The organism is Lentzea waywayandensis, assembly GCF_900115955.1.
GTDB lineage: Bacteria > Actinomycetota > Actinomycetes > Mycobacteriales > Pseudonocardiaceae > Lentzea > Lentzea waywayandensis.
This window is the reverse complement of record NZ_FOYL01000020.1, coordinates 126,592-146,195: the sequence shown is the minus strand read 5'-3', so window position 1 is coordinate 146,195 and position 19,604 is coordinate 126,592. Positions and strand designations below refer to the sequence as shown.

23 protein-coding genes are annotated in these 19,604 nt (G+C 69.3%); 8 read left to right on the top strand and 15 right to left on the bottom strand.

The features are described from left to right. Positions 1-789: a carboxylesterase family protein gene (locus BM417_RS43950; RefSeq protein WP_177320955.1), complete on the top strand. Its 789-nt coding sequence runs from the start codon at positions 1-3 to the stop codon at positions 787-789. Here BM417_RS43950 and BM417_RS43945 read toward each other — a convergent pair. Then, positions 786-1,790 carry a GDSL-type esterase/lipase family protein gene (locus BM417_RS43945; RefSeq protein ID WP_093606047.1) on the bottom strand — a complete coding sequence of 335 codons (1,005 nt, stop codon included), beginning with the start codon at positions 1,788-1,790 and terminating at the stop codon, positions 786-788. The two genes, BM417_RS43950 and BM417_RS43945, sit on opposite strands and share 4 nt — an antisense overlap. Before the next feature lie 81 nt (positions 1,791-1,871). On the opposite strand from BM417_RS43945, the gene BM417_RS43940 reads away from it, so the two are divergent. After that, the gene (locus BM417_RS43940) at positions 1,872-2,834 is read left to right on the top strand and encodes a GlxA family transcriptional regulator (RefSeq protein ID WP_245822787.1); all 963 of its coding nucleotides are present in this window, start codon (positions 1,872-1,874) and stop codon (positions 2,832-2,834) included. Next, positions 2,834-3,454 carry a DJ-1/PfpI family protein gene (locus BM417_RS43935; protein WP_093606045.1) on the top strand — a complete coding sequence of 207 codons (621 nt, stop codon included), beginning with the start codon at positions 2,834-2,836 and terminating at the stop codon, positions 3,452-3,454. Before BM417_RS43940 ends, BM417_RS43935 begins: the two co-directional genes overlap by 1 nt. Here the strand turns inward: BM417_RS43935 and BM417_RS43930 are convergent. The 5 genes from BM417_RS43930 to BM417_RS43905 all read right to left on the bottom strand — a co-directional run bounded on the left by BM417_RS43930 (position 3,440) and on the right by BM417_RS43905 (position 7,144). Beyond that, positions 3,440-3,679 carry an AMED_5909 family protein gene (locus tag BM417_RS43930; RefSeq protein ID WP_093606044.1) on the bottom strand — a complete coding sequence of 80 codons (240 nt, stop codon included), beginning with the start codon at positions 3,677-3,679 and terminating at the stop codon, positions 3,440-3,442. The two genes, BM417_RS43935 and BM417_RS43930, sit on opposite strands and share 15 nt — an antisense overlap. A gap of 62 nt (positions 3,680-3,741) precedes the next feature. Continuing rightward, positions 3,742-4,632 carry a helix-turn-helix domain-containing protein gene (locus BM417_RS43925; RefSeq protein WP_093606043.1) on the bottom strand — a complete coding sequence of 297 codons (891 nt, stop codon included), beginning with the start codon at positions 4,630-4,632 and terminating at the stop codon, positions 3,742-3,744. Continuing rightward, positions 4,601-5,155 (bottom strand): DUF6879 family protein, encoded by a 555-nt coding sequence (locus BM417_RS43920; protein ID WP_093606042.1) that lies wholly within the window; start codon positions 5,153-5,155, stop codon positions 4,601-4,603. The genes BM417_RS43925 and BM417_RS43920 overlap by 32 nt, the downstream gene beginning before the upstream one ends. A gap of 298 nt (positions 5,156-5,453) precedes the next feature. Next, positions 5,454-6,098 (bottom strand): response regulator, encoded by a 645-nt coding sequence (locus BM417_RS43910; RefSeq protein ID WP_093606040.1) that lies wholly within the window; start codon positions 6,096-6,098, stop codon positions 5,454-5,456. Further along, a complete protein-coding gene (locus BM417_RS43905; protein ID WP_177320954.1) occupies positions 6,095-7,144 on the bottom strand; it encodes a sensor histidine kinase in 1,050 nt (349 codons plus the stop codon). Before BM417_RS43905 ends, BM417_RS43910 begins: the two co-directional genes overlap by 4 nt. A gap of 99 nt (positions 7,145-7,243) precedes the next feature. Between BM417_RS43905 and BM417_RS43900 the strand changes: the two genes are divergently transcribed. The 3 genes from BM417_RS43900 (at position 7,244) to BM417_RS43890 (ending at position 9,289) form a co-directional block, all read left to right on the top strand. Beyond that, the gene (locus BM417_RS43900) at positions 7,244-8,104 is read left to right on the top strand and encodes an ABC transporter ATP-binding protein (RefSeq protein WP_407656221.1); all 861 of its coding nucleotides are present in this window, start codon (positions 7,244-7,246) and stop codon (positions 8,102-8,104) included. Then, positions 8,104-8,919 carry a hypothetical protein gene (locus tag BM417_RS43895; protein WP_093606037.1) on the top strand — a complete coding sequence of 272 codons (816 nt, stop codon included), beginning with the start codon at positions 8,104-8,106 and terminating at the stop codon, positions 8,917-8,919. Before BM417_RS43900 ends, BM417_RS43895 begins: the two co-directional genes overlap by 1 nt. A 73-nt stretch (positions 8,920-8,992) precedes the next feature. After that, on the top strand, positions 8,993-9,289 hold the full coding sequence (locus tag BM417_RS43890) for a hypothetical protein (protein WP_093606036.1): 297 nt from the start codon (positions 8,993-8,995) through the stop codon (positions 9,287-9,289). On the opposite strand, the gene BM417_RS43885 is transcribed toward BM417_RS43890, so the two are convergent. From BM417_RS43885 to BM417_RS43870, 4 genes are read right to left on the bottom strand one after another with little or no spacing between them, the layout of a single operon-like run. Beyond that, positions 9,264-10,310, bottom strand: coding sequence for a molybdopterin-dependent oxidoreductase (locus BM417_RS43885; protein WP_177320953.1), 1,047 nt, complete (start codon positions 10,308-10,310; stop codon positions 9,264-9,266). The two genes, BM417_RS43890 and BM417_RS43885, sit on opposite strands and share 26 nt — an antisense overlap. After that, entirely contained in the window at positions 10,307-10,906 is a 600-nt protein-coding gene (locus BM417_RS43880; protein ID WP_093606034.1) for a class I SAM-dependent methyltransferase, read from the bottom strand. Before BM417_RS43880 ends, BM417_RS43885 begins: the two co-directional genes overlap by 4 nt. Next, positions 10,903-11,685 carry a TIGR04282 family arsenosugar biosynthesis glycosyltransferase gene (locus BM417_RS49660; protein ID WP_093606033.1) on the bottom strand — a complete coding sequence of 261 codons (783 nt, stop codon included), beginning with the start codon at positions 11,683-11,685 and terminating at the stop codon, positions 10,903-10,905. Before BM417_RS49660 ends, BM417_RS43880 begins: the two co-directional genes overlap by 4 nt. Further along, positions 11,682-12,320 carry a glycosyltransferase family 2 protein gene (locus tag BM417_RS43870; protein ID WP_093606032.1) on the bottom strand — a complete coding sequence of 213 codons (639 nt, stop codon included), beginning with the start codon at positions 12,318-12,320 and terminating at the stop codon, positions 11,682-11,684. Before BM417_RS43870 ends, BM417_RS49660 begins: the two co-directional genes overlap by 4 nt. A gap of 120 nt (positions 12,321-12,440) precedes the next feature. Between BM417_RS43870 and BM417_RS43865 the strand changes: the two genes are divergently transcribed. Beyond that, positions 12,441-13,607 (top strand): hypothetical protein, encoded by a 1,167-nt coding sequence (locus BM417_RS43865; RefSeq protein WP_177320952.1) that lies wholly within the window; start codon positions 12,441-12,443, stop codon positions 13,605-13,607. Here BM417_RS43865 and BM417_RS43860 read toward each other — a convergent pair. The 4 genes from BM417_RS43860 to BM417_RS43845 form a co-directional block, all read right to left on the bottom strand. Then, positions 13,594-14,634, bottom strand: coding sequence for an NAD-dependent epimerase/dehydratase family protein (locus BM417_RS43860; RefSeq protein ID WP_093606030.1), 1,041 nt, complete (start codon positions 14,632-14,634; stop codon positions 13,594-13,596). The two genes, BM417_RS43865 and BM417_RS43860, sit on opposite strands and share 14 nt — an antisense overlap. A gap of 45 nt (positions 14,635-14,679) precedes the next feature. Further along, positions 14,680-16,008: a HAMP domain-containing sensor histidine kinase gene (locus BM417_RS43855; protein WP_093606029.1), complete on the bottom strand. Its 1,329-nt coding sequence runs from the start codon at positions 16,006-16,008 to the stop codon at positions 14,680-14,682. Next, on the bottom strand, positions 16,005-16,676 hold the full coding sequence (locus tag BM417_RS43850) for a response regulator transcription factor (RefSeq protein WP_093606028.1): 672 nt from the start codon (positions 16,674-16,676) through the stop codon (positions 16,005-16,007). Before BM417_RS43850 ends, BM417_RS43855 begins: the two co-directional genes overlap by 4 nt. A gap of 82 nt (positions 16,677-16,758) precedes the next feature. Beyond that, positions 16,759-17,928 (bottom strand): beta-1,3-glucanase family protein, encoded by a 1,170-nt coding sequence (locus BM417_RS43845; RefSeq protein ID WP_093606027.1) that lies wholly within the window; start codon positions 17,926-17,928, stop codon positions 16,759-16,761. Positions 17,929-18,026: 98 nt separating this feature from the next. Between BM417_RS43845 and BM417_RS43840 the strand changes: the two genes are divergently transcribed. Beyond that, positions 18,027-18,998: an alcohol dehydrogenase catalytic domain-containing protein gene (locus BM417_RS43840; RefSeq protein WP_093606072.1), complete on the top strand. Its 972-nt coding sequence runs from the start codon at positions 18,027-18,029 to the stop codon at positions 18,996-18,998. On the opposite strand, the gene BM417_RS43835 is transcribed toward BM417_RS43840, so the two are convergent. Further along, positions 18,916-19,604 (bottom strand): YbfB/YjiJ family MFS transporter (locus BM417_RS43835; protein WP_143139081.1); only part of this gene is annotated, 689 nt, incomplete at its 5' end. The two genes, BM417_RS43840 and BM417_RS43835, sit on opposite strands and share 83 nt — an antisense overlap.

Here is a 19,604-nt window from a genome sequence, read left to right as displayed (position 1 = left end):
GTGGACTGCGACGGCGAGCCGGCGGGCACGTTCGGTGACCGGCACACGCTGAACGTCTGGTCCACAACGGACGGTCCGGCCCCGGTGATCCTCTGGATCCACGGCGGCGCGAACACCGTCGGCACCTCGGCACAACCGGAGTACGCGGGCGACGCCCACGCGTCGAACGGGATCGTGTTCGTCAGCTGCGACTACCGGCTCGCGGTCGACGGATACGGTGCCCTGGAAGGGTTTCCGCACAACCGCGGGCTGCTCGACGTCGTCTCGGCGCTGCGCTGGATCCAGCGCAACATCGCCCGCTACGGCGGAGATCCGGCCAACGTCACCGTCGCCGGGCAGTCGTCCGGCGCGCAGACGGTCGCGAGCCTGATGGTCATGCCGTCCGCGAAGGGCCTGTTCCACCGGGCGATCGCGCACAGCCTCGCCGGACGGTTCTTCACGCCGGAGGAAGCGGTCGAGGTCCAGCGGAAAGCCGACCCGGAAGTCGTGCTGTACCAACCGATCGTCGACGGAGACACGCTGCCGCGCAGCCCGCTCGAAGGCCCGTACGACGTGGATCTGCTGGTCTGCCACACCGCCGACGAGGACGCCGAACTGTTCCAGAAGCCGACCATGCGGCTGGCCGACGAGCACGGCGGCGCGTTCCGTTCGATCTACGCCCGCACACCGGCACATCACGGCGCCGACGTCCCGGACATGTTCCGCGGCGACATCGCGCAGGCGTGGGCGAGGTTCGCCCGCACGGGCAATCCCGGTTGGCCCACGAGCGAACTCAAACGCTGGGCCTAACTCTCCGTCGTGAGGCCGAGCGAGCCGTTCAGCCGAGGCACGCACGCGCCGTCGCGCTTGTCGGAGGCCAGGAACTCGGTGAGGCATCGGCCGATCTGCTCGTGGCCGCGGGCGTTGGGGTGGAACGACTCCTGCAACGCGTGCGATGCGCGCTTCTGGTCCTTCAAACCGTCGAAGTCGACCGTCAACCGCGTGAACCACTCCGTCTCCGGCTTGCTGCCGCCCACGCACGCCTCATGCCCCTCACCGGCCCGCGCCAGGTCGAGGAACCGGGCGTTGACCTTCGCCGCGGCCGTGCGCAGGCCGTTCGACAGCTCCGGCACGGCCTCCTCGACGACCCACTCCAGGTCGGCGGTGCGCAGCGGGCAGCCGGACAGGTTCTGCAGCGACTGCGGCATCTTCGGTGAGACCGGCGCCGCGTACGACTGCACGACCAGCTGGTAGGAGGAGTCGAGGTAGCCGGAGTCGCGCATGGTCTGGCGGATGGCGCTGAGCGTGTTCTCGACCTTGGGGATCATCCGCCGCACGCGCTTGGTCCACTCCGGCGCCACGGACGACGTGCAGTCGCTGCGCTTGCCCCACGCCTCGAAGCACTTGTTGAGGATCTCGGAGAACCTCGGGTCGTCGTTCGCGCCGATGGCCACGACGATCGCGACGACCTGGTTCGTCCCGGCGATCGCCCGCAGCTTCGGCAACTGCTCGTTGCGCAGCTTGTCCGAGTTCGCGCCCGAGCACGCCAGGTTGATCTTCTGGTCGGCCTGGAACTCGGTCTTCATGATCTCGGACTCGCGCGAGCGATGGCACCAGTCGCCGCCGTCCTCGCCGTCGGTTCCCGGCTCGTAGCTGCCGGCGCCCTCGCCGGACATCGTGCTGTCGCCGAGCGCCACGACCGCGGTCCTGGTCTCGCGATCGGGCTCGGAGGGAGGAGGGAACACGTGGTCGCTCACGACCAGCAGGATCGTGAGCAGGCCGATCGCCGCGAAGAAGAGCACTTTGCGCATCGCGCACCAGTTTACGGGGGTGGCCGAATGCGAGGGGGATATGTCGTTGCCGCCTCAGGCGGGGATGAGGAAAGTGGAGGTGTGGGGAATCTGAGGGAGATAGTCGTGGTCGGCTACGACCGCACGGCGCTGCTGGACCTGGCGGGACCGATAGAGGTGTTCCAGGCAGCGAACTACGGCGAACCGCGGTACGAGGTCACGCTCGCCACGCTCGGGGGAGCACCGTTCACCGCGACCGCGGGCGTGCGCATCGAGGCGGGCGCCGATCTGCGCGAGCTGGACCGTCCGATCGACACGCTGATCGTGGTCGGCGGCTGGGGCTACGACGAGGCCGCGTCCGACGCGGTGCTCATGACCAACCTGCGGCGGCTCGCGCTGAAGTCGCGCCGGGTCGCCGGTGTCTGCACCGGATCCGTGGTGCTGGCGAGCGCGGGACTGCTGAAGGGCAAGAAGGCGACGACGCACTGGGCGTTCACCGGCGAGCTGGAGAACCGCGGCGTCGAGGTGGAGCCGGACGCGATCTTCGTGTGCGACGGCGAGGTGTCCACGTCCGCGGGCGTCACGGCGGGCATCGACCTGGCCCTGGCCATGGTCGAGCAGGACCACGGGCCCGCGCTGGCCCGCAGGATCGCGCAGTACCTGGTCGTCTTCCTGCAACGCTCGGGCGGCCAGTCGCAGTTCAGCGTGCACACCCGCGCGAAGCCGGTGCGGGACGGCTCGTTGCGCGCGTTGCTCGACGACATCCACGCCGATCCGACGCGGGAGTGGACGGTGCCGGTCATGGCGCGCAAGGCCATGATGAGCGTGCGGCACTTCGCCCGCGTCTTCTCCCGCAACGTGGGCGTCTCGCCCGCGCAGTACGTCGAACGAGCCCGCGTCGAGGCCGCCGCCGACCGGCTGGCCAGCACCGGCGACTCGCTCGACCTCGTCGCCCGCCAGTCGGGGTTCGGCTCCGCCGAGACCCTGCGAAGAGCCTTCCTGCGCGTGCTCGGCGTGTCGCCGGGCAGCTACCGCGCCCGTTTCCGGACCACTGGGGTTGCCTGATGGAAGCCACGTTCGTGCTCTACCCGAACATGACCGCGCTCGACTTCGTCGGCCCGTTCGAGGTGCTCGGCAGCGTGCCGATCGTCACGACGCGGTTCGTCGCCGCGACGCTCGACCCGGTGACGTCCGACAACGGCCTGACCGTCGTGCCGACCGACACGTTCTCGTCGCTGAAGTCCACGGACATCGTGGTGGTACCGGGCTCCGGGCACTGGAGGGAACTGCTCAGGGACTCCGGCGGCGTCGTCGAGTGGCTGCGCGAGATCCACCCGACGACGAAGTGGACGACGTCGGTGTGCACCGGCTCGACGCTGCTCGCCGAGGCAGGGCTGGTCTCGAAGGCCACGACGCACTGGGCCGCGCGCGAGGACCTGGAGGTGCGCGGCGTCGAGGTGTCGACGGACCGGGTGGTGTTCGACGGCAAGGTCGTCAGCGGCGCGGGCGTGTCGGCGGGCATCGACATGGCGTTGCGGCTGGTCGAGGCCGAGTTCGGTGAGATGGTCGCGCAGGCCGTACAGGTCGGCATCGAGTACGACCCGCAGCCGCCGCGCGCCTACGACTCGATCCCGCCGGAGATCGCGCAAGGCCTCAAGGCCGCGTTCGACTCAAGTCAGAGCTGACTGCTCGATGGATTCGGCCTTCTCGCGTTCGCGGGTCGCCCAGAACATCGTCTCGTGGAAGTGACCGCGGTCGATCTCGGCGACCCGCGCGTAGACGGCGGCGCTGCGGCGGTGGTACTCGACCCAGGTTCGCTTCGGGGCGTTCGGGCGCGGCATCACTCGGCTCAGCGCTTCGTGGGCTTGCATGAGGGTCCGTGCCTCGTCGGCCGCCTTGTTCCAGTCCATGGAGAGTTTGTACGAGGGCCGGCTGGTTTGAGGCCAGCCGGTTTCTCGAAATTTCTTGTGGCCTACCTGGTCGGAGGATCTTCCTCGACTTCGGCGGAAAGGTCGTCGATCACCCGCATGATGATCTGGCGGGCGGCTCGGCCGTAGCTGGCGATGCCGGCCAGAGACTCGAAGATCTTGCCGTAGAGCTCGATCTCCTGGGGTTGGGCGAGGTTGAGCTCGGCGGAGAACGTCTCCACTTGCACGAGATCCTCGCCGAGCAGCCAGAAGCCGTGCGTCGGGAACTCGTGGCGGTACAGCGTCCGAAAGTCGATCACGCCGAGCTTGAGATTGGGCAACGTGGACAGCGATACGAGTCGGTCGAGCTGGCCCAGCATCGCGGTGGGGGAGCAGAGCCTGTAGCGCAAGGCAGCCTCAGTGAGCACGAAGTGGAAACGCCGATCCGGAGCGTAGAGAATGTCCTGACGCCGCATGCGCACCTGCACCGCCTCGGCGATGTCGTCCCGAACCTCGTCCATCACGGACCCGTGTCCAAGACATGCTTTGGCGTACTCAGGGATCTGAAGCAGTCCGGGCACGATCATGGTCTCGAACACCCGGTAGAAGCGGATCTTCGCGTCGAGTTCGGCGAGTGCGCTCTGGTGCGCCCGCGCTCCTGTCCGCAGCAGCCGTTGCCACTCCGCGTGCTGCGTCTCAAGTGTGTGCAGCTTTGCCAGGAGGGCGTCGACCTCTCCTGGAGCGTCGGTGATGCGCGCCCAGGCTCGGAGGTCGTCATCAGTCGGGGTCTGACGTCCGTTCTCGAGCTTGGAGATCTTCGAGGGCGGCCACGCCAACGATTCCGCGAGCTGCTTGCCGGTCAATCCGGCGTGCTGACGCAGCTCACGGAGTCGCTTGCCGAGCGCGGTGCGCGCTTCGTGGACGTTAGACGCCTCGGATGCTGTGTTCCGCGGCAAAGTCCTCCCGTCTCAAGGCGTGGTGGCGGGCCGCATCACGCCAGTAGTTGTGCAGGATGATCTGCTCGGGATCATTCTCGATGACCTCGATCTCGACCAGGCGATCATCGGCATCATCAAAGTGCATCAGGACCAGCTTGCGCGAATCGAACAGCCAGTAGTCGTGACTGGGCAAGCCCTGCTCGACCGCCCGGTTGCGGGCCAGATATCGGATGTCCTCGCCCGCGCCGACCGTCCACCGCGATGACCAGAGACCGAATCTCGTGTAGTCGCTTGGTGGCACGTTCACCACGCGGACTCGTTCGAACCGCTTGCCTTCGGCCGTGGTCGCTCTGATCATCGGCAGCCAGCCGTCGTCGTCGCGTGCCGGCCAGTCATCTGGTTGACCTGCCAGGAAGTTCCCCAGCGACTCCTGCTCATCAGGTGAGTTGTAGCGTTCACGAACTTCAAGTCGAAACGCGGTGTGTTCGTAGGTCTTGAAGAGTTCGTCGAACTCAGGGCTGGGAAACGGGTAGCGGGTCAGCGGTCCGCCTCCTCGTTCTTCTGGAAGAAGCGCAGCACGTCCTCGGGGATCTCGATGATCGTCTCCCCTGCGGGGATCGGACCGATGTCCGCGAGCGCCTGCGGATCAGTGACCACCCACCCCTGTGCGATGTAGGTGCTCCGATCGGTTCGGTCGGTTTTGAACAAAGTGGGTGAGTTGCCGTGGCCAGACAGCGGGTCTGTGCCCAAGAACGTCGCTCGCATGCCGCCTCCCTGAGAAAGTTCCGAGAATGTTCTCGAACGGTCGCAGGTTTGGCCCAGAACGGTCAATGACCCGGTCAGGTGAGGCCTGACTGCACGGCGAACACGACGAGCTGGGCGCGATCGCGTGCGCCCAGCTTCACCATCGCCCGCGACACGTGCGTGCGCACCGTCGCGGGCGAGATGACCAGCACGGCGGCGATCTCGTCGTTGGACGCGCCGGACGCCACGTGCCGCATGATCTCCCGCTCGCGTTCGGTCAGCTTGTCCAGGTGCGGCACGGGCCGTGCCGACGCCCCGGACGCGAACCGGTCGATCACGCGGCGCGTGACGGTCGGCGAGAGCAGCGAACCGCCGTCGGCCACCACGTGCACGGCGCGCAGCAGGTCGGTCGGGTCGGAGTCCTTCACCAGGAACCCGGACGCGCCGGTCCGCAGCGCCTCGAACACGTACTCGTCCAGGTCGAACGTCGTGAGCATGACGATCCGCACCTCGGCGCAGGTGGGATCGGCGCTCACGCGGCGCAGCACCTCCAGGCCGTCCATCAACGGCATGCGGATGTCGAGGAACACCACGTCGGGCTTCACCGACTGGATCAGCGACAACGCCTCGCGGCCGTCGGCGGCCTCTCCGGCGAACTGGACGCCGGCCTCGGTCTCGATCAACGTCCGCAGTCCCATCCGGACCAGCGGCTGGTCGTCGGCCACCACCACGCGAATCATGACGGCAACGGTATCCGGGCGATCACCGCGAAGCCGTGCGATCCGTCGACCTCAAGCGTGCCGCCCAGTGCCTCGGCCCGTGAGCGCATGCCGGTGATTCCGTGGCCCTCGGTGAACGTGGCGGGCGTGCCGGTGTCGGTCACGTGCACGACGAGCTCGCCACGCACGACGTACACGCGCACGGACGCCGTGACGCCGGGGGAGGAGTGGCGCAGGACGTTGGTCAGCGACTCCTGCACGATCCGGTAGACGGCGAGTTGGTAGGTGTCGGGCAGCTCGACCTCGGCCACCTCCACCGACACCTCCAGCCCTGCCTCACGCATCCGCGTGGCCAGTGCCGGGACGTCGGCGAGGGTGATCGTCGGCGTCAGCGGGGCCGAGCCGCGCAGAGTGTCCAGTTCGGACCGCAGGCCGTCCAGCGCCTCCTTCGACGTGTCGCGGATGGCCTCCAGTGACGCTCGGGCCTTCGCCGGGTCCTTGTCCAGCACGTAGAGAGCGACGCCCGCCTGCATGGCGATCACGCTCAGGCCGTGGCCGACGACGTCGTGGACCTCCTGGGCGAGCCGCAGCCGTTCGGAGATCACGGCACGCTCGCGAACGTCCACAGCGGACTTCCTGCGCAGCTTCATCAGCACACCGGCCGCGACCGGCAGCAGGATCCAGCCCGCCGACCAGGTGATCCACGACGTCACCGTGTCGTTCCACCACGGCAGGATCGCCAGCGCGTAGACCAGCGCGCAGGCGGCCGCCAGTTCGATGCGCGCGTACACGGCCACCGCGTACATCGCCGCGACGCCGCTCATCAGGATCGGCCCGAACGGGTAGCCCAGCGCCAGATAGACCACGATCGGCACGGTCGTGACCGCCACCGTCCACAACGGACGGACTGAGCGGAACAGCAGGCCGGCGGCCGCGACGGCGATGAGCACGTAGGCGAGGACGTCGACTGACTCCGCTCCCTGGAGACGCGCGGCGAACCGCGTCCCGCCGAGTCCGAAGAACAGCAGCGCCACGGTCAGCGCGATGTCCTGCCATTTGATGCGCATGCTGCCGACCATACGACCGGGGACGTACGCAGATGTGCGTATCTTCATGACGCTCCGGAGCGGACGACCCGATGCTCTCGCGAGAACACGATTGTCGGCATGATCGTGACGACGGAGAAGCTGACGAAGCGCTACGGCGACCGCGCCGTGGTGGACGAGGTCAGTCTGTCCGTGCGGCGGGGCGAGGTCTACGGGTTCCTCGGTCCCAACGGCGCGGGCAAGACGACCACGATCCGCATGCTGCTGGGGCTTGTGAAGCCCACCAGCGGCACCGCATCAGTGCTGGGTGAGGCGCCCGGCACCCCCAAGGCGTTGCTCAAGGTCGGGTCGCTGATCGAGGGGCCCGGTTTCTACCCCTACCTGTCCGGCCGCGACAACCTGCGCGTGCACGCCGCTCGCCGGGGCGTCGGCAGGACGCACGTGGAAGCGGCGCTGGAGCAGGTCGACCTGGTGGGTGCGTCCGACGAGAAGTTCCGCCGGTACTCGCTCGGCATGAAGCAACGGCTCGGCGTCGCCGCGGCCCTGCTCGGCCGGCCGGAGCTGCTGATCCTCGACGAGCCGACCAACGGTCTCGACCCCGCGGGCATGGCCGACATGCGCGACCTGGTGCGGGCGTTGGCGGCACAGGGCCAGACGGTGCTGCTGTCGAGCCACCTGCTCGGCGAGGTCGAGGAGATCTGCGACCGCGTCGGCGTGATCTCTCAGGGCCGGCTGGTCGCGGAGAGCACGGTCGACCAGCTGCGCGGCGACACCGTGCTGCTGATCCGCGCCGACCCGATCGAGAAGGCACACGTGCTGATCGAGGGCAGCACGTTGCACGGCGACGTGCTGCACGTGCGCGAGACCGACGCGGGGGCATTGGTGCGCACGCTCGTGCACGCCGACGTGGACGTGCAGGAGGTCCGGCCACTGCGCCGGACCCTGGAAGAGGTCTTCTTCGAGATGACGGGAGCGGCGTGATGGGCAGCGTGAAGGCGGAGCTGCTGAGGCTGTGGAAGTGGCCGGCGACCTGGGTGCTGATCGGCGTCTGGCTGGTGATGACGCTGACGTTCGGCTACGTGTTCAACTACCTCGCTCTGAACGGCGGCACCAACACGCGTGACCTCTCGCAGCAGCAGCTGATCAGCGCGATGCAACCGGAGAACGTGGGCGCGGCCGTGGTGCGCGGCCTGCCCATGTTCGGCGGGGCGATCATCCTGGTGCTGGCGGCGCTCGCGGTCGGCAGCGGATATGGCTGGGGCACCTGGAAGACGACGCTGACCGCCGGTCCGCGCCGGGTCTCGGCGATGGCCGGCACGCTGGGGGCGCTGGGGATCGTCGTGGTGCTGCTGGTGGCGCTGACGTTCGTCGTGAACCTCGGCGCGTCCATCACGATCGCGTCGCTGGAGGGCTGGGACTGGAGCCTGCCGGGACTCGGCGTCTTCCAGGCTTTGGGCGCGTCACTGCTGATCGCCGCCATGTGGACGGGGTTCGGCGTGTTCCTCGGCGTCGTCACCAAGGGACCCGCGCTGGCCGTCGGGCTCGGGCTGATGTGGGCGATCGTGACCGAGAACCTGTTGCGGGGCGTGGGTTCCCTGCTCGGGCCGGTCGAGTCGCTGACCAAGGTCCTGCCCGGTGGATCGGCCGGCAACCTCGCCGGTGCCGTCGGCGGATCGGGTGCTCCCGGTGTGCTGACTGATCTGAGCGGCACCACCGCGGCGCTGTTCCTCGTCGGGTACGTGGTGTTCTTCGTCGGCGCGGCGACGCTTCTGAAGGTGCGCCGCGACCTCGTATAGGGCCACGGCGGCCCAGGTCACGCCCAGCGCGACCGCGACTCCGGTGGGGTAGTCGCGGTCGTGCAGGCCTGGGTTGACCGGCCCGCTGTACTCCCGCCACAGCAACGGAACCGCGATCAGCGTGATGACCCCGGAGACCGTCAGGCCGATGCCGATCGACGGCCGTTTGATCACGAGCCCGGAGGCGCCGACGAGCGGTGCGATCAGGAAGTCGTGCAGGACCACGCCGCCGCCCAGCCAGAGCAGCAGTTCGACGGTGATCTGGGGCAGGAGCAGCCAGGCGCCCCACGCTCCCAGCGCCACCCCGGCCGCGCCCAGCGCGAACCTCGTGCCGGTCGTGGTGCTCACTTCTCGACCTCCAGCGACGTGACCCACTTCGTCTGCAGCACTCCCGGCCGGTTTGGCGCGATGAGCCGGCACGGATAGCCGTGGTCCGGGCTGAGCTCCTCGCCGTTGAGCTGGAGCGCCAGCAACGTCAGCGGGTCCTGGGCGAACGCCTCGGGCAGCGTGGTCGCCCGGTACAGCCCGTCCTTCTCCAGCGACTCGACCCGCACGTCGCCTCCGCTGACGAGTTCGGAGACGCGGACGCCGGTCCAGGTCGCGTTCTGGCTCCAGCCCTCGACGCACGCGATGGGCAGGTCGACGGTGGTCTGCGGCAGCGCCCGGAGTTCTTCGAGCGAGTAGCTCTTCGCACCCGCCTTGAGCCGCCAGTCCTGCGGCACCACGACGTTCGCGGCCTTCGCGGTCCGGTTGACCGGCAGGTCGCCGTCCGACCGCCAGGCCAGCACGGAGATCTTGCGCAGCCACGGCACCGTGACGCCCGCCGTCGCGACGACCGCGACCCCCGTCGTCAACGCCGTCGTGCGCAGGAAAGCCCTGCGGGACAGGATGGTCCGTTCTTCGGACCTGGGTTCGAGAGTGCGCCGGATGACCGGGATCTTCACCGCGATGTGCACGAGCAGCGCGCCGATCACGATCCACGCCACCGCGTAGTGGGCGGTCGGGAAGTAGAACGACCACGGGTAGTTCTGCGCCGCGTTGAACAGCCCGGTGACCAGCTCGAAGAACGACGCCGCGATCAGCACGAAGATCGAGCCGCGTTCCAGTGCGTGCGGCACGGACTTGACCAGCGGCCGTTCGAACAGCTTCGGGTAGACGCTCCACAACTTGGCCAGCAGCAACGGAACCGACGCCACCCCGGAGATCACGTGCACCCCCTGGGTGACGCGGTAGAGGTCGACCGGGCGGGTCGGCCACACCCAGTCGTGCTGCACGCCATGGCTGAGCAGTCCGGTGACGAAGCACAGGCCGAACGCGATGCCGAGCCACGTGCCGACTCGGCTGGTCACGCCGGTGTGGTGCGCGGGGGACTTGAAAGCCGGGTTCTTCACAGCCGCTCCCAGCACGCGAACCAGCGCCCGGCGCGTTCGACCTGCCACAGCAGGAAGAACCCGTCGGCGGTCAGGGACTCCGCGTCACTCCACGCCCACGGGAACCAGTCGCCCCTGGAACCTTCCGTCCGCACCCGCGCCTGGCCGATGGTCAGCCCGGAACCCGGCTGCTCGACCTCCACGACGACGGTTCCGCTGGGCTTGAGGAGCTGGTGCACGCGACGGAGCAACGCGGCGGGGTCACCGCCGATGCCGATGTTGCCGTCGGCGAGCAACACGTGCTGCCAGCGACCTTCGCCGGGCAGCAGGTCGAACACGTCACGGCGGATCGCGATGCCGCCGCGTTCGGTGGTACGCCGGATCGCCTCCGGTGACACGTCGACGCCGAGCGCCTGGACCTGGCGGGCCAGGAGCGCCGCCACGAGACGGCCGGGGCCGCAGCCGACGTCGAGGGTGGGGCCGGAGCAGGCGTCGAGGAGGACGGAGTCGCCGCCGTCCGCGTCGGCCTGCCAGCGGGCGACGCTCAGTTCGCGTGGGGCGGTGCCGGGGAGGTCGAGCCAGCTGGGGCGGCCCTGGAGGGCCTGGTCGAACATCATCGCGCCACCGCCGTCAGCTCGGTCAGCGTGGCGGCGAACCGGGTGTGCGGTGCCGACGCGGCCACGGCACGCGCGTCGACCATCGTGTCCACATCGGACAGGATCGGCAGGTTCCGCACCCGCAGCCCGTCGCGCGGAGCCGGTTCGTCCGACGTCTGCAGCGGTGCGCCAGCACGCGGAGCCGGCTCGCCCGACGCTTTCCGGCCCTGCAACGCCTCCGGCGTGCGCGGCGTGGTGCCGTCGTGCGGAGCCGGTTCGTCCGACGCCGTCCAGCCCTGCAACGCCTCCAGCGTCCGCACCCCCGTGTCCGCGCGGGACATCGGCACGTCCCGCAACACCTCGGCCCGCAGCGGATCCCGCAACCCGAGCGCCCACCACCCGCCGTCCAGCGCGAACCCGAGCGCGGCCTCGTCGAACTCCCCGCACGACTCCAGCAGCGACGGCGTCACCTGCGGCGTGTCCATGCCGATCTGCAACACCGGCATCCTGAACCGCGCCACGTCGGCGTGCGCGTGCACCAGGCGGTCCGCGAACGTCTGGCCGCGCTGCGGGATCACCACGCACTCCGCCAGCGCGTCCCGCACGTCCTCGCGCCGCACCACCCCGGCCAGCGCGACCACCGGCACGGCACCGGGAGTGTTCAGGGCGGCCTCCACCGTGTCGAGCAACGAAGCTGCCGCAACGTCCGCGGCCTCCTCGGGGGTCAGCGGCGGGCACAGGCGGGTCTTCACCTGGCCGGGGATCGGCGACTTGGCCATGATCAGCAGGCAGAACCTCATCGCAGCACCCCCGCCATGTCCCGCGCCGCCCGCATCGTGCCGCGCACCGAACCCGACACCTTCGACCGCGTGCCGGCCGCCCGCGGGCCGTAGGACACGTCGACCTCGCGCACGCGCCAGCCCGCCTCGGCCGCGCGCACCAGAAGTTCCAGCGGGTAGCCGAAGGCGCGGTCCTGAACGTCCAGTGCCAGCAAGGCTTCGCGTCGGCACACCCGTAGCGGTGCGATGTCGTGCACGTCCAAACCCCTGCGCCGCAACAGGGACGCGATCACGGCGTTGCCTGCCCGCGCGTGCCACGGCCAGACGCCGGCCTGCACGGGCCTTCGCCGGCCGACGACGAGGTCGGCGTCGGCGAGCAAAGCGGCCATCGCGGGCAGTTCGGCCAGGTCCAGCGAACCGTCCGCGTCGGCGAACGCCACCAGACCGGAGGTGGCCGCGAGCAGACCGGTGTGCACGGCGGCGCCGTAGCCGCGCTTGGGCTCGTGCACGACCAGTGCGCCATGAGTGGCGGCCACCGAAGGAGAGCCGTCGACAGAACCGTTGTCCACGACGATCGCGCGGTATCCGGCAGGAAGGGAGGCGAGGACCGCGGGTAGTGCGGCGGCCTCGTCCAGGCAGGGCAACACGACATCCATGTGTCCACCCTGGACCATCGGAAAGTGTTGTGGTGCTTACGGAATTGTGACGCACCAAAGAGTTCTTACGGTTGTCTTGCGAGGCCCGCGAGTCCCCCGGCACCCCCTAGGTTGGGCGCGGTGCGTCTAGTCATCGCAGGACTGCTCGTCGCTGCCGCCGTCATCATCGGGATCGTCGTCAACGCCCACGACCCGGACCTCCTCTACGCCTCGGCGGCGCCGATCTTCGGAAACTGGCAGCCGCACCTCGGCCCCGGCACGCCGATCGCGGTCCTGATCGCGTTCCTCGTCGTGGCCAAGGGGCCTGAGCTCACCGAGCACAGGTTCGCGATGCCGATCGCCTACGCGGCCTCGGTGGCGTTCACCTTCTCGCTGGCGATGATCGACGGCTGGGGCCGGTTCGTCACCAGGCTGACGACCGAGGACGAGTACCTGCACGAGGTCCCCGGCATCACCGACGTCCCGGCGATGCTGCACGGGTTCGCCGCGCGCATCCCCGACTTCCTGCCCGACTCGTGGACCACGCACGTTTCCGGACATCCGCCGGGCGCGTTGCTCACGTTCGTCGCGCTCGACCGCGTCGGGCTCGGGGGAGGGGCCGTGGCGTCGATCTTCTGCGTCCTGGTCGGCTCGCTCGCGGTCGTCGCGATTCCCAAGGCCGTCAACGACAACGCGGTGCTGCCGTTCCTGGTGCTGTTCCCAGGAGCGGTGTGGGTCGGCGCGTCGGCGGACGGCATGTTCATGGGCGTCGCGGCCGTCGGCATCTACCTGCTCACCCGGTGGCCCTTGCTGGGCGGCATCGTGCTGGGCTGGTGCCTGTTCCTGTCCTACGGCCTGGTGTTGCTGGCGCCGCTCGCGATCGTCGCGGCCGGCAGGAAGATCGGCTGGGCCGTCGGGGGCGTGCTCGCGGTCGTGGGAGCGTTCGCACTGAGCGGGTTCTGGTGGCTCGACGGCTACGAGCTCGTGAAACTCCGCTACTACCAGGGCATCGGCGACACCAGGCCGTACTGGTACTGGGTGTGGGCGAACCTCGCGGCACTCGCGCTGGTCATCGGCCCGGCGGGCATCAAGGGGCTGCGCAAGGACAAATGGGTCGTCGCGGCGGGAATCGCGATCCTGGCCGCCGACCTGTCGGGGCTGAGCAAGGCCGAGACCGAACGGATCTGGCTGCCGTTCGCGGTCTGGCTCCTGGTAGGCACCGCGAAGCTGGGCAACAGGAAGAGGTGGCTCACCGCCCAGGCGATCACGGCCCTGGCGGTGAACCACCTCGTGCTCACGAACTGGTGACGGACTCCCGCTGCGCGGCGAAGGCGAACTCCCGCACGCCCTCCTCGAACCCGACCTGAGCCTCGAAACCCAGCACGTCCAACGCCTTCGCGGGCGAGGCGACCACGTGCCGGACGTCGCCCGGCCGCGCCCCGCCCACGATCTCGGGCGTCGGCCCGTCGCACGCGTCGGCCAGCGCGAACGCCAGGTCGCCGATGGTGTGCGGGGTGCCGGAGCAGACGTTCACGGCCTCGAAGCCCGGCCGCGGTGACGACAGGGCCAGGACGTTGGCCCGCGCGACGTCCGTGACGTGCACGAAGTCGCGCCGCTGCCGTCCGTCCTCCATCACGCGAGGCGCGACGCCGTTCTGGAGCGCGGACCTGAAGATCGACGCGACCCCGGCGTACGGGGTGTCGCGCGGCATCCGCGGGCCGTAGACGTTGTGGTAGCGCAACGCCCACACGCTCCCGCCGGTCTGCCAGGCCCACGCCACCGCGAGGTGCTCCTGCGCCAGCTTCGTGGCCGCGTAGGTGCTGCGAGGCTCCAGCGGAGCGTCCTCGGGCACCAGTTCGGAGACCACGAAGTCGCCGCAGAAGCACCGCGGCTCGTACACACCGCGTTCGACGTCAGCCGCAGTCCGTTCGGCCCGCACGATCCCGTGCGAGAGGCACCGATAACGCCCCTCGCCGTAGACGACCATCGACGACGCCAGCACCAGTCGTGACACCCCGGCCCGGTACATCTCGGCCAGCAACACCGCCGTGCCCAGGTCGTTGTGGCGCGCGTAGGAAGGCGCGTCGAACGGATCGACGCCGTGCCCGACCATCGCCGCCTGGTGGCACACCGCGTCCACAGTGGACAGCAACGGCCGCAGCACGTCCGGGGAGGTCACGTCGCCGAGGACAAGTTCGTGGTCCAGCAAGGGAACAGCGCTGTGCGCCTCGGGCAGCAACGCGTCGAGCACCACGCATTCATGGCCCTGGGAGGTCAGCTCGTCCGCGACGTGCGACCCGATGAACCCGGCCCCGCCGGTGATCAGTACTCGCATGCACCGACCGTAGGACTCACGTGGCGACCCGGCGCGCCCCAGGCGCTAGCCGTCAGAACTCCGTAAGACCATCTCGACGACGAACCGGGAGCCGCCCGCCTCACGATCCTCCACCCAGACCCGGCCGCCCAGCCGGTGCACGTGGTCGCGGACCAGCGCCAGCCCCAGCCCGCTGCCCGTGTCGTCACCCCGGCTGCCCGCCATCACCCCGCGCGCGAACCGTTCGAAGATCTCCTCCCGCAACGCCTCGGGCACGCCGGGCCCGGCGTCCTCCACCGCCAGCCGCGCGGAAGTTCCAGCGGTCCGCACGGACACCAGCACCGCGCCACCGGCGTGCCGCTCGGCGTTGTCCAGCAGGTTGGTCAGCACCCGGTCGAGCCTGCGCCGGTCACCCTGCACGACGGCGGGCTCCAGCGCCACCGGCACGGGCGCGCGGGTCGCGATCACATTGCGCACCAATGCGTCCAGCGCGATCTCCTCCGGCGCGGGGTCGTCGGTCTGGTCCGCCCGGGAGATCTCCAGCAGGTCCACGACCATCCGCGCGAACCTGTCGACCTCCGAGGTCAGCAGTTCCAGTGCCGTGCCCGCCGTGCCGGGCAGATGCTCGCGACGACGGCGCAGCACCGCGCCCGCGTTCACCATCGTCGTCAACGGCGACCGCAGCTCGTGCGAGACGTCCGACGCGAACCGGGCGTCCCGCAAGGCTCTCTGCTCCAGCGCTTGAGCCGTCGAGTTGAACTTCGCCGCCAGCGCCGCGAGATCCGGGTCGTCCTGGTCGGGCAGCCGGGCGTGCAGATCACCCCCGGCGATCCTGCCCGCCGCGCAGTTCAGCTCCGTCAACGGTTTCAGCGCCCGTTTCGACGCCCACGAGCCCAGCGCGGCCCCGAGCAGCGCCGAGCCGATCGTGCCGGCGATCAGCACCGCGCTCAGGAACGCGAACGTCCGGTTGAGCTGCTGCAACCCGAACAGCTCGACGTAGACGGCGTTGCCCGCCACCGGCCGCGCGACGGCGAGCATCGGCAGCCCGTCCACGGTGATCCGTTCCTTGCCGGGCGGGTGCTCCACCAGCCCGGCCGGCAGCTGCGACGGCTCGACCTTGCGGCCCGCCGTCACCAGCCCTTCGGGGCTCATCACCAGGATCGACGAGTCGGGCCCGGTGGTGAGCCCGGTCAGCAGCTCGTCGAAGCCCGGCGAGGCCAGCGACCTCTCGACCAGCCGCACGTTGACCTCGGCCTGCCTGGTCGCGCTCGCCTCCCGTTGCCGCAGCATGTAGCCGGAGGCGAGGTTCCAGGTCGCGAACGCCAGCACGCTCGTGACGACCAGCAGGCCAAAACCGAACGAGAGCGTGACCCGGCAGCGCAGCGTGAGTCTCACGAGCGGATCCGATAGCCGGTGCCGCGCACGGTGAGCACCAGCTCCGGATCGTCCGGGTTGGCCTCGATCTTGCGGCGAAGTCTCCTTATGTGCACGTCGAGCAGCCGGGTGTCACCAAAGTAGTCATATCCCCAAACCTTTTGCAGCAACTGTTCCCTGGTGACGATTCGCCCGCTCGCACCAGCGAGTTCCAGCAACAGCCGGAATTCCGTCCTGGTGAGATGAACGCGTTCCCCCGCTCGGTGCACGAGCCCTTCCTGCGGACGGATTTCCAGTTCCCCGATCCGAACGGCTTCGCGGCCCGGCCCGCGTCTGCGCAACAACGCGCGGATGCGCGCGGCGAGAACTCCGGCCATCAACGGTTTCGTGACGTAGTCGTCCGCTCCCGCCTCCAGCCCGGCGATCACGTCACGGGCGTCCGTTCGCGCCGTCACCACGATTATCGGCAGGTCACCGCGTGATCGGAGGGCCCGCACGACCTCCAGGCCGTCCATGCCGGGCAGGGTGAGGTCCACCAGCATCACATCGAACGATTCCGTCTCCAAACGCGGTAACGCCTCTTCACCCGAACCCGCCTCGTCAACGGTGAAACCCTCGTCGGACAAGGCAAGGCTCAGCGCCTGCCGGATTCGCTCGTCGTCTTCGACCAGCAGGACCCGTACGCACACAACGACTCCACTGTGTGAGAGCCGCGGCGACGGCGTCTCACACAGTGGAGTGAAAGTCGATCAAAAGCAAGATTGCTTCGGTTTAAAATCCGGTCAGCGTGACTTTCGCCGAACGCGGGTTCGGTTCGTGAACAAGTGACTCGAACGCGCCGACGTCATCGAACGCGAACCCGTAAGCCTTCCCGTCCACCATGTTCTGGTGCACGATCTTCGAGAAGTGGTTCGTCGTCGCACGGGTGTAGAAGTCGCCCGCGTTGTAGGTCGGCTGGGTGTGGATGAAGCCGAACGTCGAGCGGTTGAGCCCGGCGCACAGCGAGCGCGAGATCGCGCCGACGTCGTTGTTCGGTGCCGCGAGCCGGCCGTCGCAGTTGAAGACGTCACGGGTGGACGGCTGCTGGAACGACGCGACCTGCTGGCCGGACGTGTTGGTGAAGTTGAGCGACCCGCCGCTGACGCGGCCGGTGAACCTGCGGTTCGGCTCGTTCTGGTACGGCACGACGGTCAGCGGCGTGTTCTGGTACGTCGACCAGGCGCTGCTGACGTAGTTCGCGAAGTACGAGCCGGAGAACACGCCCGCGTCGAGGCCCTTGCTCGGGTTCAGCACGCGCAGTCGCGTGCCGTCCGAGCGGGTGTGGACGAGCCGCGACCAGTCGCCGCCGAGTTGCTGGTGCTGGTCGAAGATGCGGTTGCGCCCGTTGGAGACCAGCTGGCCGGTCTTCTTGGTGACGCCGCTCTGCGAGGTCGCCTCGACCGCGTGGGGCACCGAGAACATGTCCACCTGCGAGCTGTTCAACCACAACCCGCCGCCGTTGTAGGTGAACTCGCTCCAGTCGAACAGGATGTCGCGGTTCGGGTCGCCCGCGGCCCACGGCGCGGGCTGCACCAGGCCGTTGGGGACGAGGGAGAACTTCAGCTTGTCCCGGAAGGACATGTAGAGCCGGCCGCCGGCGAGGTTGAGCGGGATCTGCAGGGTCCGGCTGGCGCCGTTCCCGGGGCCGGGGATCGAGACGTCCGGTGCCGGGGTCGGCGGGATTCCGCCTCCGGACCAGGCCGTGAACTGGCCGTTCGCGTTCACGTACCCGAGCCGGCCGCCCATCTCGCCGAACACGTACAGGTGGGTCGCGTCACCGCGGCCCGAGCTGTTCGTGACGGTCAGGGGGAGCAGGTTCGGTGGAGCGGCTTGAACAGCAGGTGCGGACATCGTTGTCAGCCCTAGTAGGGCCGATGTCGCGAGCAGCAGGAGCTTGCGCATCGACTATCTCCTCACTGAGACAGGCAGTGACCATTTCAGCGGCGGTGAGAGCGCTCTCATACCAGCGCGTCGCTGTTGATATGTCAAGAATGGTCTTCATGCGCGCACTGACGGTTGATCTTGCACGGACCGGGTCGTTGTCGTTGACCGAACTGCCCGATCCGGCGCCGGGACCGGAGGACCTGCTGGTCGAGGGCGTGGCGATCGGCATCTGCGGGACGGACCGCGAGATCGTGCGCGGCGAGTTCGGCGTCGGCGGAACTCTCGTGATCGGCCACGAGTCGCTGGGCCGGGTGATCAGCGGACCGGGCTTCGAGCCTGGGTCGCTGGTCGCCGGGGTCGTCCGCAGACCCGATCCGGTGCCGTGCGTGGCGTGTGCGCGCGGGGAGTTCGACATGTGCCGGAACGGGCAGTACACCGAGCGCGGGATCACGGGCCTCGACGGCTACGGCTCTACATTGTGGACAGTGCCCGCCGCCTACGCCGTCGGTGTCAGTTCCTCGACAGGTGTGCTCGTCGAGCCGGTGTCGGTCGTGGTCAAGGCGTGGGAGCGGCTGGACCGGCTGGCGCCCTTCCCGTTCGAGAGCGTGCTGGTGACGGGGGCGGGGCCGATCGGGCTGCTGGCGGCGTTGATCGGGGTGCAGCGAGGGCTGGACGTGCACGTGTTCGACCTCGCCGTGGACGGCCCGAAGCCCGCGCTGGTCGAGTCGCTCGGCGCCACCTACCACCGGACGTTGCCCGACTGCCCGGTCGTGATCGAGGCGACCGGGGCGCCGTCGCTCGTCGCGCGGCTGCTCGGGCGGGACCTGGTGTGCCTGACCGGCGTGCCGTCCACCGAGGTGATTCCGGCCGACATCGGGCAGATCAACCGGGATCTGGTGCTGCGCAACGGGATCGTGTTCGGCACGGTCAACTCGAACGTGCGGCACTACCGGGAGGCATCGGCGGTGCTGGACCGCGCGGACGACGCGTGGCTGTCGGCGATGATCACTCGGCGAGTTCCGCTGGAATCGTTCTCGGAGGCGTTCGAGTCGCGGCCCGGTGACGTGAAAGTGGTGCTAGAGCTGTGAAGGCCGCTGCCAGCACGATCGCGGCCGCCAGCAGCAACGCCTGGTGGTAGCCGTTGTGCAGCAACGGGGTGGCGACGAGCGGGCCGATGATCTGGCCCGCCGAGTAGCCGGCGGTGAGGGTGGCCGCAGCTCTCGGGAACCCCAGGTCGGTGCCGAGCTTGAGGGCGGTGGCGGCGATGCCGATGAACGTGCCGCCGAACAGGACGACCGCGACCAGGGCGGCAGCGGTGGTGCTGAAGAGCGCGGGGAGTGCGATGCCCACGGCCTGGACCGCGAGCGCGATCGGGAGGGCGTGGCGGCGTGGCCTGATCAGCACGGGGGAGAGGGCGGCAGAGAGTCCGACCAGGATCCACGAGGTGCTGCCGAGAGGGCCGCTGATGGCGGCGACCAGGAACGTGCCGGCGATGATGTAGCCGACGCCTTCGAGGGTGTAGGCGGCGAACAGGGTGGCGAACTCGCGTCGGGCGGGCTTGGTGGTCGAGGGTGTGCCGGACGGATGCTCGGCCGTCTCCCCGGTGGGCGGGGGTGTGCCGGACCGCCGCCGGGTCGTCTCCCTGGTGGGCGGGGGTGTGCCGGACCGCCGCCGGGTCGTCTCCCTGGTGGGCG